Genomic DNA, 15,035 nt, shown 5'->3' with positions numbered 1-15,035 from the left:
TTGGCAACTATGACGAGTCCAAGCCACAAAGCCTCTCGGACCGCCGAAACAAAAAGGGCGACCCGAAGGCCGCCCTTTCCAAAACCTATCGAACATCCAGCGACTACGCCGCGACGCTCTCGCCCTGGGCCTCGGCGGCCTCGGCGCGGGCGCGGTCGGAGGCGCCCTTCGCGTCGACGTCGCGCTCGACGAACTCGATCACCGCGACGGGAGCGTTGTCGCCATAACGGAAGCCGGCCTTCAGGACGCGGGTGTAGCCACCCTGACGTTCCTTGTAGCGCGGACCCAGCGTCTCGAAGAGCTTCTTGGCGGCTTCGACATCGCGCAGCTCGGCAATCGCCTGACGGCGGGCGTGCAGATCGCCGCGCTTGCCAAGGGTGACGAGCTTCTCGACGATCGGACGCAAATCCTTCGCCTTCGGCAGCGTTGTAGTGATCTGCTCGTGGGTGATCAGCGCAACGGCCATATTGGCGAACATCGCCTTGCGATGGCTCGCCGTGCGGCTGAACTTGCGGCCGGATTTACCGTGGCGCATGGGACTCTCCTCAATCTCTTTTCCGGCGGCTCACGCCGTGGGACAATTCTTAGTAATGATCTTCGTAGCGCTTGGCGAGTTCTTCGATGTTCTCCGGCGGCCAATTGGTGACCTCCATGCCGAGATGGAGACCCATCTGGGCGAGAACTTCCTTGATCTCGTTCAGCGACTTGCGGCCAAAGTTCGGAGTGCGAAGCATCTCCGCTTCGGTCTTCTGGATCAAATCGCCGATATAAACGATGTTGTCGTTCTTCAGGCAGTTCGCCGAGCGCACCGAAAGCTCGAGCTCGTCGACCTTCTTGAGCAGCGCCGGGTTGAAGGCGAGCTCCGGAATGGTCTCCGTCGTCGTCTCCTTCTGCGGCTCTTCGAAGTTGACGAAGATCGACAGCTGGTCCTGGATGATGCGCGCCGCATAGGCGACGGCGTCGTCGGGGCGAAGCGATCCGTCCGTCTCGACCGTGAGCGTCAGCTTGTCATAGTCAAGAACCTGCCCCTCGCGGGTGTTCTCGACGCGGTACGACACCTTCTTGACCGGCGAATAGATGCTGTCGACAGCCATCAGGCCGATCGGCGCATCTTCCGGGCGGTTGCGATCGGCCGGGACGTAGCCCTTGCCGGTGTTGACCGTGAACTCCATGCGGATCTCGGCGCCCTCGTCGAGCGTGCAGATCACCAGCTCGGGATTCAGCACCTCGATATCGCCGACCGTCTGGATGTCACCAGCGGTGACGACGCCAGGCCCCTGCTTGCGCACGACCATCCGCTTCGGGCCATCGCCCTGCATCTTGATGGCGATTTCCTTGATGTTCAGGATGATGTCGGTGACATCTTCCCGCACACCCGCGATGGAGGAAAATTCGTGCAGGACGCCGTCGATCTGCACGGCGGTGACGGCCGCTCCCTGCAGCGAAGACAGCAGCACACGCCGCAGCGCATTGCCGAGCGTCAGGCCGAAGCCGCGCTCCAGCGGCTCCGCAACGACGGTCGCAAGGCGCTTCGGATCGGAGCCGGGCGAGACTTCCAGCTTGTTCGGCTTGATCAGTTCTTGCCAGTTCTTGTGGATCACGATCGTATCCTTTTGATCTCAACGCGCTCCGACGGTTCGGATCGCGTGGCGCCTCGATGAGTTCGAGGCGCGAAATGCCCATGCGCAGTCATACGGGGCGCAGCAATCTGCGCCCCGTAGAAGCCTCAGACGCGGCGGCGCTTGCGCGGCCGGCAGCCATTGTGCGCGATCGGCGTGACATCCCGGATCGAGGTGATCGTGAAGCCCGCAGCCTGCAGCGCGCGGAGCGCCGACTCACGGCCCGAACCCGGACCGGAAACCTCCACCTCAAGCGTCTTCATCCCGTGCTCGGCCGCCTTCTTGCTGGCGTCCTCCGCGGCCATCTGCGCCGCATACGGGGTCGACTTGCGCGAACCCTTGAAGCCCATCATGCCGGCCGACGACCAGGAAATCGTATTTCCCTGCGCGTCCGTGATGGTGATCATCGTGTTGTTGAAGGTCGAGTTCACATGCGCTACGCCCGACGAAATGTTCTTGCGCTCGCGGCGACGTACGCGCGTCGTGTCCTTAGCCATTCTCTGTCCTTATGTTCGATCTCGACACCGCCGTAATGCCGGCGGCTCCACCGGAGGCTTAGCGCCCCTAACTCTTGAAACTTACTTCTTCTTGCCGGCGATCGGCTTGGCCGGACCCTTGCGGGTGCGCGCATTGGTATGCGTGCGCTGGCCGCGAACCGGCAGACCGCGACGATGGCGGAGGCCGCGATAGCAGCCCAGATCCATCAGACGCTTGATGTTCATTGCGACTTCGCGGCGAAGATCACCTTCCACGACGAAGTCGCGATCGATAGCCTCGCGGATCTGCAGCACCTCGGCGTCCGAGAGCTCGTTCACGCGACGCGACGGATCGATGCCCGTCCGGGTGATGATGTCCTGCGCGTTCCTCGCGCCGATGCCGTGAATATACTGAAGCGCGATGATCACGCGCTTGTTCGTCGGGATATTGACGCCTGCGATACGGGCCACTTGCCGTCTCCATTTAAGCCGCCCGTCAACCGGGATCGGCACCTCGTTGTCCCCGCATCCGGTGGAGGCCGGCCCACGCGGGGTTTCCATGACGCAAACACGCCGCCGTCCCGCGATTCTCGAGGAACGACGACGCCAATCCGAAATGAGGCGCGACCCTTATCGGGTAGCGACCGTTTCGTCAAGACGCTGGAGTGTCTTTTCGACCTCCTGCCAGACTTCATCGATCGGCCGCATGCCATCGATCTCGATCAAACGGCCACGACCCTTGTAATAAGGAGCAATCGCCGCGGTATCGCGATCATAGGCAGCAAGCCGTGTCTTGAAGACTTCCGGATCATCATCCTTGCGAACCGCCTCGCCGCGCGCCTTCGTCTCCTCGGCGCGCTTGACGATACGATCGATGAGGATGGCGCGATCCACCTTCAGCTCAACGACAACGTCAAGCGTCAGGCCCTTCTTCGCCAACATCGCCTCAAGCGCGTCAGCCTGGGCGATTGTTCTGGGAAACCCGTCGAGAATGAAGCCCTTGCGGGCGTCCGCTTCCTCGATCCGCTCCGCAACGATGCCGATCACCACCTCGTCGGAAACGAGGTTCCCGGCATCCATGATCGCCTTCGCCCGAAGCCCTACCGGCGTTCCCGCCTTCACTGCTGCGCGAAGCATATCGCCGGTGGAGAGCTGCGGAATACCGAACCTTTCGACGATACGTGCCGACTGCGTGCCCTTGCCGGCCCCCGGCGGTCCGAGCAGTATCAGCCTCATCGCCTCTTCCCCTTAAGCTTGGCTTTCTTCACGAGCCCTTCATATTGATGCGCGAGCAGGTGGCCTTGCACCTGTGACACAGTGTCCATCGTCACATTGACGACAATGAGGAGCGACGTGCCGCCGAAATAGAAGGGAACGTGCGTAGCCGAGATCAGGAATTCCGGCAGCAGACAGACGATTACCAGGTAAACCGCGCCGAGAACGGTGATACGCGTCAGCACGTAGTCGATATACTCGGCCGTTCTCTGCCCAGGGCGGATGCCCGGGACGAAGCCGCCATGCTTCTTCAGATTGTCGGCGGTATCGACCGGATTGAACACGATCGCCGTGTAGAAGAACGAGAAGAACACGATCATCGCCGCATAGAGCAGCATATAGAGAATCGTGCCGTGGCCCAGCAGCGCTACAACCGTGTTGAACCAGCTCGGTCCCTGCCCTGCCGTGAAATTGGCAACCGTCGCCGGCAGCAGCAGCAAGGAGGAAGCAAAGATCGGCGGGATGACGCCCGACGTGTTGAGCTTCAGCGGCAGGTGCGATGATTCGCCCTGGAACATCCGGTTGCCGACCTGGCGCTTCGGATACTGGATGACCAGGCGACGCTGCGCCCGCTCCATATAGACGATGAAGCCGATCGCGGCGACGGCGACAACCGCCACCAGCAGGATAACCCAGGTCGCGATGGCACCCTGACGGCCGAGTTCGAGAATGCTGGCCAGCGCATGCGGCAGGTTGGCGACGATACCCGCGAAGATGATCAGCGAAATGCCGTTGCCGATGCCACGCGACGTGATCTGCTCGCCGAGCCACATCAGGAACATCGTGCCGCCGGTGAGCGTCAGCACGGTGGTGATGCGGAAGAACAGGCCCGGATCGATGACGATATTCGTGCCGCCCTCAAGCCCGACCGAGATGCCGTAAGCCTGGACCACGGCGAGAAGCACCGTTCCGTAGCGCGTATACTGATTGATGATCTTGCGGCCCGCCTCGCCCTCTTTCTTGAGAGCGTCGAGCGACGGCACGATCGAAGTCATCAGCTGGATGATGATCGAGGCCGAGATATACGGCATGATGCCGAGCGCGAAGATCGCCATGCGTCCGACGGCACCGCCGGAAAACATGTTGAACAGGCCGAGAATGCCCGATTGCTGATTGTTGAAGGCACTCGCGAGCGCCTCGGGATTGATCCCCGGCAGCGGAATATAAGTTCCAAGCCGATAGACCAGAAGCGCGCCCAACGTAAACCAGATGCGCTTCTTGAGTGCATCGGCCTTGGCGAACGCGCCGAAATTCAGATTGGCCGCAAGTTGTTCAGCCGCAGATGCCATTCGCCGCTCCGATCGGGCCCGAGAGACGGGCCCCACTGCCCCGTAGGGGCACTAAGTGGTCCCTCGAAGGCGCAACATCAAGTCGCGCCTCCGGTCGGATGCGCCGGAGGCTTACGCCTCAGCGGCTTCCTCGGCAACCTTCGGGGCGAGGACCTTGACGGATCCGCCAGCCTTCTCGACCGCCTCGATCGCGGGCTTCGAAGCACCAGCGATCTCGAACTGGACCGCTACCTTAAGCTCGCCCGGACCCAGCAGACGAACGCCGTCCTGGATCCGGCGAAGCACGCCGGCCTCCTTGAGGGCCTCGACCGTCACGACCTTGGTCGCGTCGAGCTTGCCCGCATCGATCGCGACCTGGACACGCTCGAGGCTGACCTCGTTGAAGTCCTTCGCGAAGATGTTGTGGAAGCCGCGCTTCGGCAGGCGACGATGCAGCGGCATCTGGCCGCCCTCGAAGCCCTTGATCGCGACACCGGTACGCGACTTCTGGCCCTTGACGCCGCGACCACCGGTCTTGCCCTTGCCCGAACCAATGCCGCGGCCTACGCGGATCGGATCCTTGTGGGCGCCGGGATTGTCACTGATCTCATTGAGCTTCATCGAACTATTCCTCTCGCGGCCTACGCCCCGTCCACAACGCGGACGAGGTGGGCCACCTTGGCGATCATGCCGCGAACCGCAGGCGTGTCCTGCAGCGTCGAACGGCGGCGGATCCTGTTGAGGCCGAGACCGAGCAGCGTCGCACGCTGATCGGAGGGCCGGCGAATCGGGCTGCCCGTCTGCTCGACGACGATCGTCTTAGCAGCGCTCTTGCCGTCGGTCTTGTTGGCCATCGCTCAATATCCTCGAAATCGAACCGCGATCACGCTTCCGCGGACGCCTCGACCGCGTCGCCGCGACGAGACTGCAGAAGCGAGACCTTCATGCCACGACGAGCCGCAACGCTGCGCGGGCTGTCTTCGGCCGCCAGCGCGGCGAAGGTCGCACGCACCATGTTATAGGGGTTGGAAGAGCCCATCGACTTGGCAACGACGTCCTGGACGCCGAGCGTCTCGAACACGGCGCGCATCGGGCCGCCGGCGATGATGCCGGTACCGGCAGGTGCTGCACGAAGGAAGACGCGGCCGGCGCCGTGGCGGCCGAACACGTCGTGATGCAGCGTACGGCCGTCCCGCAGCGGAACGCGAACCAGCGAACGCTTCGCCGCTTCGGTCGCCTTGCGGATAGCCTCCGGCACTTCGCGCGCCTTGCCATGGCCGAAACCGACCCGGCCCTTCTGGTCGCCGACGACGACGAGGGCGGCGAAACCGAACCGCCGTCCGCCCTTCACCACCTTCGCGACGCGATTGATGTGAACGAGCTTGTCGACGAATTCGCTGTCGCGCTCTTCCCGCTGCTCTCTTGCCATCGAAAGATCCAATCGTCCTGTTGTTCTGTTAGATGCAGGCCCTAAGGCGCATCAGAAATCGAGACCGCCCTCGCGAGCTCCGTCAGCCAGCGCCTTGACGCGGCCATGGAAAAGGTAGGGTCCGCGGTCGAACACCACCTGCGTGACGCCAGCGGCCTTCGCGCGCTCCGCCACCAGCTTGCCCACCACCTCGGCCGCTGCCTTGTCGGCGCCGGTCTTGAGGCTCGCGCGGAGATCCTTCTCGAGGGTCGAGGCGGAAGCGAGCGTACGGCCCGCCGCATCGTCGATCACCTGCGCGTAGATATGCTCCGAAGAGCGATGGATGCTGAGGCGCGGACGTCCCGACGCGACCTTCCGGATCGCACGGCGAACGCGCGCGCTGCGCCGTTCCTTGATCGTGTTGGCCATGACGGTCTCCGTTACTTCTTCTTGCCTTCCTTGCGGAAGATCTTTTCCTCGGCGTATTTCACGCCCTTGCCCTTATAGGGCTCCGGACTGCGGTATTCGCGAATCTCGGCTGCAACCTGCCCGACGCGCTGGCGATCAATGCCAGAAATCAGGATTTCCGTGGGCTTGGCACACTGGATCGTGATGCCGGCCGGGATCGGATAGACCACGTCGTGGCTATATCCGAGCGCGAGCTGCAGGTTGGTTCCCTGCACCGCGGCGCGGTAGCCAACGCCGTTGATCTCCAGCTTCCGCGTGAAGCCGTCCGTCACGCCCTTGACCAGGTTCGCAATCATCGTCCGCGACATTCCCCAGGCGGCACGGGCCGGCTGGCTGTTGTCGCGAGGGGTGACCTTGAGCCCACCATCCGTCAGTTCCACCGCTACGTTGTCGGTGAAGTTGAAGGAAAGCTCGCCCTTCGGGCCCTTCACGGACACCGTCTGGCCGTTGATGGTGGCTGTCACGCCGTTAGGCACGGCCACCGATTTCTTTCCAATACGAGACATCAGACCAATCCGTCCGGTTCGTGTTTCGCGTCAAACCAGATCAGAATACCTGGCACAGAACTTCACCGCCGACATTCTGCTCACGAGCGTCAGCATCCGACATGACGCCCTTCGGCGTCGAAAGGATGGAAACGCCGAGGCCATTCTTGACCCGCGGAATGCTCTTGACCGACGCGTAGACCCGGCGGCCCGGCTTGGAAACCCGCTCGATCGTGCGGATAACCGGCTCGCCGTCGAAATACTTCAGCTCGATCTCAAGCTCGGCCCTGCCGTCGCCCGTATCGACCGTCGTGAAGCCGCGGATATAACCTTCCGACTGCAGCACGCCGAGAACGTTCTCGCGCAGCCTGGAGGACGGGGTCGAAACCTTCGACTGCCGCCGCATCTGGGCGTTACGAATGCGGGTGAGCATATCACCCAGAGGATCGGTCATCGTCATCGGACCGTTCTCCTTACCAGCTCGACTTGACGAGGCCGGGGATCAGACCCAACGACCCGAGTTCGCGCAATGCGATACGCGACATCTTCAGCTTGCGATAGACGCCGCGCGGGCGGCCGGTCACTTCGCAACGATTGCGAATGCGAGTCGGCGACGAATTGCGCGGCAGCTCGGCGAGCTTGAGGCGCGCCTGGAAGCGCTCCTCCAGCGGCCGGGACTCGTCGTTCGCAATCGCCTTCAGCTTCGTGCGACGGCCCGAATACTGCTTCGACAGCTTGCGCCGCAGATCGTTCTTCTCGATGGAGCTCTTCTTAGCCATCTGATCCTCGTCCTTTCCGACGACGCTTACGAACGGAACGGGAAGTTCAGCGCCTTGAGCAAGGCGCGAGCTTCGTCGTCCGTCTTGGCCGTGGTGCAGACGATCACGTCCATACCCCAGACCTGATCAACCTTGTCGTAGTTGATCTCCGGGAAAATGATGTGCTCCTTGATGCCCATGGCATAATTGCCGCGGCCATCGAAGCTCTTCGGGTTGAGGCCGCGGAAATCGCGGACGCGGGGAAGAGCGATCGTCACCAGACGATCCAGGAACTCGTACATGCGCGCCTTGCGCAGCGTCACCTTGCCGCCGATCGGCATGTGCTCGCGCAGCTTGAAGGTCGCAATCGACTTGCGCGCCTTGGTTACTGCCGGCTTCTGGCCTGCGATCTGGGCGAGATCCGCCAGCGCCGTGCCAACCTTCTTGGAATCGTTTACCGCCTCGCCGACGCCCATGTTCAGGACGATCTTGTCGAGCCGCGGAACCTCCATCGGGTTCTTGTAGCCGAACTCGGCCACGAGCTTGGCCCGGACCTCATCCTGGTAGAACGTCTTGAGCCGCGGCTCGTAAGCTGCCTCAGCCATCGATCACATCTCCCGAACGCTTTGCGACGCGTTGCTTGCGCCCGTCTTCGGTTATCTTGAAGCCGACGCGCGTCGGCTTTCCATCACTCGTAGCAATGGCGATGTTCGAGAGATGGATCGGCAGTTCCTTGGAAACAATGCCGCCCTGCTCGCTCGCCGTCTGCTTCTGGTGCTTGCGGCCGACATTGATGCCGCGCACGACTGCACGCTGCTCGGTCGGGATCACACTCAGCACTTCGCCCGACTTGCCCTTGTCCTTACCCGTCAGGACGATGACGTTGTCGCCCTTCTTGATCTTAGCGGCCATCACAGCACCTCCGGCGCGAGCGAGATGATCTTCATGTGGTTCTTCGCGCGAAGTTCGCGCGGCACCGGCCCGAAGATACGAGTCCCGATCGGCTCCTTCTGATTGTTGATCAAGACGGCCGCATTCTTGTCGAAGCGGATCACGCTGCCGTCCGGACGACGAATGTCCTTGGCCGTGCGGACCACGACCGCCTTCATCACATCGCCCTTCTTCACACGGCCCCGGGGAATCGCTTCCTTGATCGAGACGACAATGATGTCGCCGACCGAAGCATATTTCCGCTTGGAACCGCCGAGAACCTTGATGCACATCACACGACGAGCGCCGGAATTATCCGCCACGTCGAGGTTAGTCTGCATCTGAATCATGACTGGCCGCCTACTTTCCTGGTCGCTGCTCCGCCATCGGGCGAAGCGGCAACAAACCTCGTCTTATTTGCCGTCCGACAGTTCCGTGCCGATGACGACCCAGCGCTTGTTCTTCGAGATCGGCTTCGACTCTTGAATGAAGACCTGGTCGCCGATCTTGTAGGTGTTGGCCTCGTCGTGGGCCTGATACTTCTTCGAACGACGCACCGTCTTCTTCATGACCGGGTGCGTGAAGCGCCGCTCGACCAGAACGACAACAGTCTTGTCATTCGTGTCGCTGACGACGCTGCCTTGCAGAACGCGTTTCGGCATCCTCGTCTCCTCAGCGCTTGTCCGCCGCGCTCTTCTGCGCGGCTATGGTCTTGATCCTGGCGATGTCGCGGCGAACCTGCCGCACACGCGCCGTGTTCTCAAGCTGGCCAGTCGCCCGTTGAAAGCGCAGGTTGAACTGCTCCTTCTTGAGGTTCGTGAGCTCGGTCTCGAGTTGATCGGCCGTCTGCAGCCGTATGTCTTTCGCCTTCATGGCCCTGTCCTCGTGTCCGCCGATCACTCGGCGATGCGCTGTACGAAGCGCGTCTTGATCGGCAGCTTCGCCGCGCCAAGACGCAGCGCTTCGCGCGCCGTCTCTTCGTCGACACCGTCGACCTCAAACATGATCCGACCCGGCTTGACGCGGGACGCCCAGTATTCCGGAGCGCCCTTTCCCTTGCCCATGCGGACTTCGGTCGGCTTCGCCGTCACCGGAACGTCCGGGAACACGCGGATCCATACGCGACCGGCGCGCTTCATGGCGCGGGTGATCGCGCGGCGAGCCGCCTCGATCTGCCGCGCGGTGATGCGCTCCGGCTCGAGGGCCTTGAGGCCGAATCCGCCGAAGTTCAGGTCCGTGCCACCCTTGGACAAGCCATGGATGCGGCCCTTGAACTGCTTACGGAACTTGGTGCGCTTCGGTTGCAGCATTTTCGTTCTCTCTAGACTTCAGCCGGTCCGACCTTACGCCGCGTTGTCGCGACGACGGCCGCCGGAGCCGGAGCCCTGTTCATTGCCTTCGGTCTGACGCCGCTCGGACGCCATCGGATCATGCTCAAGGATTTCACCCTTGAAGATCCAAACCTTGATTCCACACGTGCCGTACGCCGTATGCGCCGTCGCCGTCCCGTAATCAATATCGGCGCGCAACGTATGCAGCGGAACCCGGCCCTCGCGGTACCATTCCAGACGCGCAATCTCGGCGCCGCCGAGACGGCCCGACGCGTTGATACGGATGCCTTCGGCACCAAGGCGCATCGCCGACTGGACCGAACGCTTCATCGCACGGCGGAACGCCACGCGGCGCTCGAGCTGCTGGGCGATCGAAGCCGCGACCAGGGTCGCATCGATCTCAGGCTTGCGCACTTCGACGATATTGATGTGCACTTCGCTGTCGGTCAGCTTGCTGACGGTCTTGCGCAGCTTGTCGATATCGGCGCCCTTCTTGCCGATCACGATGCCCGGACGGGCAGAGTGAATCGTCACGCGGCACTTCTTGTGCGGACGCTCGATCACGATCTTCGAGACCGCAGCCTGCTTCAGGTCCTTCATCAGGACTTCGCGGATCTTCTGGTCCTCGTGAAGCAGCTTGCCATATTCGCCCTTGTTGGCGAACCAGCGGCTGTCCCAGGTCCGGTTGATGCCGAGCCGCAGGCCGATCGGATTGACTTTCTGGCCCATCAGGCGGCCTCCTCAGCTTCACGCACGACGATCGTCAGATGCGAAAACGGCTTCTCGATCCGGCCGACACGGCCACGGGCGCGGGGCGACCAGCGCTTCATGACCATCGCCTTGCCGACGAAGGCTTCCGAAACGACGAGCGCGTCGACGTCGAGATCATGGTTGTTCTCGGCGTTGGCGATCGCCGATTCCAACGTCTTCTTCACGTCGCGAGCAATGCGCTTCTCCGAGAAGGTCAGGTCCGCCAGAGCGGCGCTGGCCTTCTTGCCCCGGATCAGCTGGGCGACGAGATTGAGCTTGCGCGGAGAGACACGGATCATGCGCGTGATCGCGCGCGCCTCGGTGTCCTTCAGCGCGCGTTCGCGCTTCGGCTTGCCCATCTTACTTCCTCTTCGCCTTCTTGTCGGCCGTATGACCGTAATAGGTCCGCGTCGGCGAGAACTCGCCGAACTTATGGCCGACCATGTCCTCGTTGACGATAACCGGGATGTGCTTCTGGCCGTTATAGACGCCGAAGGTCAGGCCCACGAACTGGGGCAGAACCGTCGAACGCCGGCTCCAGATCTTGATCACCTCACCGCGGCCCGAAGAGCGGCTCTTCTCGGCCTTGCGGAGGAGATAACCGTCGACAAACGGGCCTTTCCAGATGGAACGCGACATGGAAAGCCTCTCTTACTTGCTCTTGCGCAGATGACGGCTGCGCGCGATGAACTTGTCGGTCGACTTGTTGTTACGGGTCTTCTTGCCCTTGGTCGGCTTGCCCCATGGCGTGACCGGATGACGGCCGCCCGAGGTGCGGCCTTCGCCGCCGCCATGCGGATGGTCGACCGGGTTCATCGCGACGCCGCGAACACTCGGGCGCTTGCCGAGCCAGCGGTTGCGGCCAGCCTTGCCGATCGAGATATTCGCGTGGTCTGGGTTCGAAACCGCACCAACGGTCGCGACACAGGCCTGGCTGACGAGACGCTGCTCGCCCGAATTCAGACGCAGGATCGCCATGCCGCCATCGCGGCCGACATACTGCGCATAGGCACCGGCCGAACGGGCGATCTGACCACCCTTGCCGGGCTTCATCTCGACATTGTGGACGATGGTGCCGACCGGCATCGCGCCGAGCGGCATGCAATTGCCGGGCTTGACGTCGGCCTGGGCGCTCGAGATCACCGTGTCACCGACAGCCAAACGCTGCGGCGCCAGGATGTAGCTGAGCTCGCCATCCTCGTACTTGATCAGCGCGATGAAGGCTGTGCGATTCGGATCATACTCGATCCGATCGACCACGGCCGGAACATCCAGCTTGCGGCGCTTGAAATCGACGATGCGGTAGGCACGCTTATGTCCACCGCCGCGACCATAGGCCGTGACACGGCCGAGATTGTTGCGACCGCCGCTCTGACGCAGACCAACGGTCAGCCCCTTGACCGGCTTGCCGGCATAGAGCTCCGAACGGTCGACGAGCACAAGCTGGCGCTGTCCCGGCGTAGTCGGCTTGTAATGCTTGAGAGCCATGGCTTCAGCCTATTCTTCTTGCTCAGAGACCGGTCGAAACGTCGATCGACTGACCCTCGGCCAGCGTCACGATCGCCTTCTTGACGTCGCTCTGCTTACCGATGATGCCGCGGAACCGCTTCACCTTGCCCTTGCGAACCAGCGTGTTGACGCCCGTCACCTTGACCTTGAACAGCGCCTCGACAGCAGCCTTGATCTGCGGCTTCGTCGCGCTCTTCAGGACGTTGAAGACAACCTTGCTCTGCTCCGTCGCAATCGTCGACTTTTCGCTGAGCACCGGGCTGCGGATGATGTCGTAATGCGTCGGATTGCTCACTTGAACCGCTCCTGCAGCGCTTCGACCGCGGCCTTGGTCAGCACGAGCTTCTCACGGCGCAGAATGTCGTAGACGTTGATGCCCTGGACGGGCAGCACGTCGATATGGGGAACGTTGCGCGCGGCGAGACCGAAATTGGCGTTCACCTCGGCACCGTCGATGATCAGCGCGTTCGCAAGACCGAGCTTGGCGAAACGCTCCTTGACGGCCTTGGTCTTCGGCTGGTCGAGGACGACATCCGAGACGACGACCAGATCGTCGCTCTTTGCCTTCGCCGACAGCGCGTGCTTCAGCGCCAGGACACGGAACTTCTTGGTCAGATCATGCGCATGGCTGCGCACCACCGGACCGAAGGCCTTGCCGCCGCCGCGGAACTGCGGAGCCGTCTTGGCACCGTGGCGTGCGCCGCCGGTACCCTTCTGCTTGTACATCTTCTTGGTCGTGCCGGAGACTTCCGAGCGACCCTTCGACTTGTGCGTGCCAGCTTGGCGGCGGGCAAGCTGCCAGCGAACCATGCGCTGCAGGATGTCGCCGCGCGGCTCAAGACCGAAGATCTCGTCCGAAAGCGAGATCTCGCCTGCCTCGGCACCGTCGAGCGTGGTGACCTTGATATCCATTATTCGGTCTCCTTCGCTTCGACCGGAGCTTCCGCTGCCTGAGCGCGCAACTTGATGGCGCCGGGCATCGGAACGTCCTTCGGAAGCACGCGCTTGACAGCGTCGCGAACTTCGATCCAGCCGCCCTTGGCGCCCGGAACCGCACCCTCGACCATGATCAGCCCACGCTCCAGATCGGTGCGCACGACTTTCAGGTTCTGCGTGGTGACACGCTCGTCACCCATGTGTCCGGCCATCTTCTTGTTCTTGAAGACCTTGCCCGGATCCTGGCGCTGACCGGTCGAACCATGGACGCGGTGCGAGACCGAGTTACCATGCGACGCGCGGCCGCCACGGAAATTATGCCGCTTCATGACACCGGCAAAACCCTTGCCGATCGAAGTGCCCGAAACGTCGACGAACTGGCCAACGACGAAGTGCTCGGCGGTCAGCTCGGCGCCAATCTCAATGAGATTGTCCGGCGAAACGCGGAACTCGACGACCTTACGCTTGGGCTCGACTTCAGCCTTCGCGAAGTGGCCACGTTCGGCCTTCGGCGTGTTCTTTACCTTGGCGAGACCCGATCCGAGCTGGACCGCAGTGTAGCCGTTCTTGTCTTCCGTCCGGTGGGCGACGACCTGACAATTATCGAGCTTGAGCACCGTTACCGGCACCTGCTCACCCGCATCCGTATAGATGCGGGTCATGCCCACCTTCTGTACGATCAATCCAGAGCGCATCATGTCCTCGCTCGCCTCAGAGCTTGATTTCGACGTCCACGCCGGCCGCCAGGTCGAGCTTCATCAGCGCGTCCACGGTCTGCGGGGTGGGGTCGACGATATCGAGAAGGCGCTTATGGGTGCGCATCTCGAACTGCTCGCGGCTTTTCTTGTCGATATGCGGCGACCGGTTCACGGTGAACTTCTCGATCTGAGTCGGCAGCGGCACGGGGCCGACAACGCGGGCGCCGGTACGCTTGGCCGTGTTCACGATCTCACGCGTCGAAGCATCGAGAATACGATGATCGAACGCTTTGAGCCGGATCCGGATATTCTGACCGTTCATCGATTTCTGTCCTCAAGAAACGTGGGCGCGCGGTAGGTCGCGCGCCCCGTCCGGATCGTTAAGCCTACTTGATGATGCTGGCGACGACGCCGGCGCCGACGGTACGGCCGCCCTCGCGGATGGCGAAGCGCAGCTTGTCTTCCATCGCGATCGGGACGATCAGCGTCACTTCCATCGACACGTTGTCGCCCGGCATCACCATCTCGACGCCTTCGGGAAGCGTGCAAACGCCCGTCACGTCCGTCGTGCGGAAGTAGAACTGCGGACGGTAGTTCGTGAAGAACGGCGTATGACGGCCGCCTTCTTCCTTCGTCAGGATATAGGCCTCGGCCTTGAACACCGTATGCGGCGTCACCGAGCCGGGCTTGCACAGAACCTGCCCGCGCTCCACACCTTCACGGTCGACGCCGCGGATCAGCGCGCCGATATTGTCGCCGGCCTGGCCCTGGTCCAGCAGCTTGCGGAACATCTCGACGCCAGTAACCGTCGTCTTCTTCGTGTCGCGGATGCCGACGATCTCGACTTCCTCGCCGACCTTGACGATGCCGCGCTCGACGCGCCCGGTCACCACCGTGCCACGGCCCGAGATCGAGAACACGTCTTCGATCGGCATCAGGAACGGCTGGTCGATCGGACGCTCCGGCTGCGGGATATAGGTGTCCACTGCCGTCATCAGTTCGAGGATCGCATCCTCGCCCAGCTTGGCATCGCCATCGTTCAGCGCCACGACAGCCGAACCCTTGACGATCGGAATGTCGTCGCCCGGATAGTCATAGGACGACAGCAGTTCGCGAACCTCAAG

The 15,035-nt window shown here is 62.4% G+C and carries 28 protein-coding genes; all 28 read right to left on the bottom strand.

Features of this window, described 5'->3' with window-relative positions; genetic code table 11:
• Window positions 1–103: 103 nt before the first annotated feature.
• Window positions 104–535, bottom strand: a complete 432-nt coding sequence (gene rplQ / locus OSH05_RS13415; protein ID WP_104221250.1) for a 50S ribosomal protein L17 — start codon at window positions 533–535, stop codon at window positions 104–106.
• A 49-nt stretch (window positions 536–584) separates the two neighbouring features.
• Window positions 585–1,604: a DNA-directed RNA polymerase subunit alpha gene (locus OSH05_RS13410; protein ID WP_104221251.1), complete on the bottom strand. Its 1,020-nt coding sequence runs from the start codon at window positions 1,602–1,604 to the stop codon at window positions 585–587.
• A gap of 122 nt (window positions 1,605–1,726) precedes the next feature.
• A complete protein-coding gene (gene rpsK / locus OSH05_RS13405; protein WP_104221252.1) occupies window positions 1,727–2,116 on the bottom strand; it encodes a 30S ribosomal protein S11 in 390 nt (129 codons plus the stop codon).
• 81 nt (window positions 2,117–2,197) lie between these two features.
• Window positions 2,198–2,566: a 30S ribosomal protein S13 gene (gene rpsM, locus OSH05_RS13400; protein ID WP_104221253.1), complete on the bottom strand. Its 369-nt coding sequence runs from the start codon at window positions 2,564–2,566 to the stop codon at window positions 2,198–2,200.
• A 159-nt stretch (window positions 2,567–2,725) separates the two neighbouring features.
• Window positions 2,726–3,331 (bottom strand): adenylate kinase, encoded by a 606-nt coding sequence (locus OSH05_RS13395; protein WP_104221254.1) that lies wholly within the window; start codon window positions 3,329–3,331, stop codon window positions 2,726–2,728.
• Window positions 3,328–4,659, bottom strand: coding sequence for a preprotein translocase subunit SecY (gene secY, locus OSH05_RS13390; RefSeq protein WP_104221255.1), 1,332 nt, complete (start codon window positions 4,657–4,659; stop codon window positions 3,328–3,330). Before secY ends, OSH05_RS13395 begins: the two co-directional genes overlap by 4 nt.
• 111 nt (window positions 4,660–4,770) lie before the next feature.
• Window positions 4,771–5,259, bottom strand: a complete 489-nt coding sequence (gene rplO / locus OSH05_RS13385; RefSeq protein ID WP_104221256.1) for a 50S ribosomal protein L15 — start codon at window positions 5,257–5,259, stop codon at window positions 4,771–4,773.
• Window positions 5,260–5,279: 20 nt separating this feature from the next.
• Window positions 5,280–5,492, bottom strand: a complete 213-nt coding sequence (gene rpmD, locus OSH05_RS13380) for a 50S ribosomal protein L30 (RefSeq protein WP_104221257.1) — start codon at window positions 5,490–5,492, stop codon at window positions 5,280–5,282.
• A gap of 29 nt (window positions 5,493–5,521) precedes the next feature.
• Window positions 5,522–6,067 carry a 30S ribosomal protein S5 gene (gene rpsE / locus OSH05_RS13375; RefSeq protein ID WP_104221258.1) on the bottom strand — a complete coding sequence of 182 codons (546 nt, stop codon included), beginning with the start codon at window positions 6,065–6,067 and terminating at the stop codon, window positions 5,522–5,524.
• Between the two features lie 51 nt (window positions 6,068–6,118).
• Window positions 6,119–6,475, bottom strand: coding sequence for a 50S ribosomal protein L18 (gene rplR / locus OSH05_RS13370; protein WP_104221259.1), 357 nt, complete (start codon window positions 6,473–6,475; stop codon window positions 6,119–6,121).
• 11 nt (window positions 6,476–6,486) lie between these two features.
• Window positions 6,487–7,020 (bottom strand): 50S ribosomal protein L6, encoded by a 534-nt coding sequence (rplF, locus tag OSH05_RS13365; protein WP_104221260.1) that lies wholly within the window; start codon window positions 7,018–7,020, stop codon window positions 6,487–6,489.
• Between the two features lie 40 nt (window positions 7,021–7,060).
• The gene (gene rpsH, locus OSH05_RS13360) at window positions 7,061–7,459 is read right to left on the bottom strand and encodes a 30S ribosomal protein S8 (protein WP_104221261.1); all 399 of its coding nucleotides are present in this window, start codon (window positions 7,457–7,459) and stop codon (window positions 7,061–7,063) included.
• Between the two features lie 13 nt (window positions 7,460–7,472).
• A complete protein-coding gene (rpsN, locus tag OSH05_RS13355; RefSeq protein ID WP_104221262.1) occupies window positions 7,473–7,778 on the bottom strand; it encodes a 30S ribosomal protein S14 in 306 nt (101 codons plus the stop codon).
• Between the two features lie 26 nt (window positions 7,779–7,804).
• A complete protein-coding gene (rplE, locus tag OSH05_RS13350; RefSeq protein WP_104221263.1) occupies window positions 7,805–8,362 on the bottom strand; it encodes a 50S ribosomal protein L5 in 558 nt (185 codons plus the stop codon).
• The gene (gene rplX, locus OSH05_RS13345; RefSeq protein WP_104221264.1) at window positions 8,355–8,669 is read right to left on the bottom strand and encodes a 50S ribosomal protein L24; all 315 of its coding nucleotides are present in this window, start codon (window positions 8,667–8,669) and stop codon (window positions 8,355–8,357) included. The genes rplE and rplX overlap by 8 nt, the downstream gene beginning before the upstream one ends.
• The gene (rplN, locus tag OSH05_RS13340; RefSeq protein WP_029075463.1) at window positions 8,669–9,037 is read right to left on the bottom strand and encodes a 50S ribosomal protein L14; all 369 of its coding nucleotides are present in this window, start codon (window positions 9,035–9,037) and stop codon (window positions 8,669–8,671) included. Before rplN ends, rplX begins: the two co-directional genes overlap by 1 nt.
• Before the next feature lie 63 nt (window positions 9,038–9,100).
• Entirely contained in the window at window positions 9,101–9,349 is a 249-nt protein-coding gene (gene rpsQ, locus OSH05_RS13335; protein WP_104221265.1) for a 30S ribosomal protein S17, read from the bottom strand.
• A 10-nt stretch (window positions 9,350–9,359) separates the two neighbouring features.
• Window positions 9,360–9,560 (bottom strand): 50S ribosomal protein L29, encoded by a 201-nt coding sequence (gene rpmC / locus OSH05_RS13330; protein ID WP_104221266.1) that lies wholly within the window; start codon window positions 9,558–9,560, stop codon window positions 9,360–9,362.
• Window positions 9,561–9,583: 23 nt separating this feature from the next.
• Window positions 9,584–9,997: a 50S ribosomal protein L16 gene (rplP, locus tag OSH05_RS13325; protein WP_104221267.1), complete on the bottom strand. Its 414-nt coding sequence runs from the start codon at window positions 9,995–9,997 to the stop codon at window positions 9,584–9,586.
• 33 nt (window positions 9,998–10,030) lie between these two features.
• Complete coding sequence (gene rpsC, locus OSH05_RS13320) at window positions 10,031–10,747, bottom strand: 30S ribosomal protein S3 (RefSeq protein WP_104221268.1); 717 nt, start codon at window positions 10,745–10,747, stop codon at window positions 10,031–10,033.
• The gene (rplV, locus tag OSH05_RS13315; protein ID WP_104221269.1) at window positions 10,747–11,127 is read right to left on the bottom strand and encodes a 50S ribosomal protein L22; all 381 of its coding nucleotides are present in this window, start codon (window positions 11,125–11,127) and stop codon (window positions 10,747–10,749) included. The genes rpsC and rplV overlap by 1 nt, the downstream gene beginning before the upstream one ends.
• A 1-nt stretch (window position 11,128) precedes the next feature.
• Entirely contained in the window at window positions 11,129–11,407 is a 279-nt protein-coding gene (gene rpsS, locus OSH05_RS13310) for a 30S ribosomal protein S19 (RefSeq protein ID WP_104221270.1), read from the bottom strand.
• A 12-nt stretch (window positions 11,408–11,419) separates the two neighbouring features.
• Window positions 11,420–12,256: a 50S ribosomal protein L2 gene (gene rplB, locus OSH05_RS13305; RefSeq protein ID WP_104221271.1), complete on the bottom strand. Its 837-nt coding sequence runs from the start codon at window positions 12,254–12,256 to the stop codon at window positions 11,420–11,422.
• Window positions 12,257–12,278: 22 nt separating this feature from the next.
• Window positions 12,279–12,572, bottom strand: a complete 294-nt coding sequence (locus OSH05_RS13300; RefSeq protein ID WP_104221272.1) for a 50S ribosomal protein L23 — start codon at window positions 12,570–12,572, stop codon at window positions 12,279–12,281.
• A complete protein-coding gene (gene rplD / locus OSH05_RS13295) occupies window positions 12,569–13,189 on the bottom strand; it encodes a 50S ribosomal protein L4 (protein WP_104221273.1) in 621 nt (206 codons plus the stop codon). The genes OSH05_RS13300 and rplD overlap by 4 nt, the downstream gene beginning before the upstream one ends.
• Entirely contained in the window at window positions 13,189–13,908 is a 720-nt protein-coding gene (rplC, locus tag OSH05_RS13290) for a 50S ribosomal protein L3 (protein WP_104221279.1), read from the bottom strand. Before rplC ends, rplD begins: the two co-directional genes overlap by 1 nt.
• Before the next feature lie 16 nt (window positions 13,909–13,924).
• Window positions 13,925–14,233 (bottom strand): 30S ribosomal protein S10, encoded by a 309-nt coding sequence (gene rpsJ / locus OSH05_RS13285; RefSeq protein ID WP_018184903.1) that lies wholly within the window; start codon window positions 14,231–14,233, stop codon window positions 13,925–13,927.
• Between the two features lie 64 nt (window positions 14,234–14,297).
• On the bottom strand, window positions 14,298–15,035 hold a 738-nt coding region (locus OSH05_RS13280; protein WP_266352427.1), incomplete at its 5' end, for an EF-Tu C-terminal domain-related protein.

It is taken from the genome of Kaistia algarum (assembly GCF_026343945.1).
GTDB classification, from domain to species: Bacteria; Pseudomonadota; Alphaproteobacteria; order Rhizobiales; family Kaistiaceae; genus Kaistia; species Kaistia algarum.
This window is presented reverse-complemented; position numbering and strand designations above follow the sequence as displayed.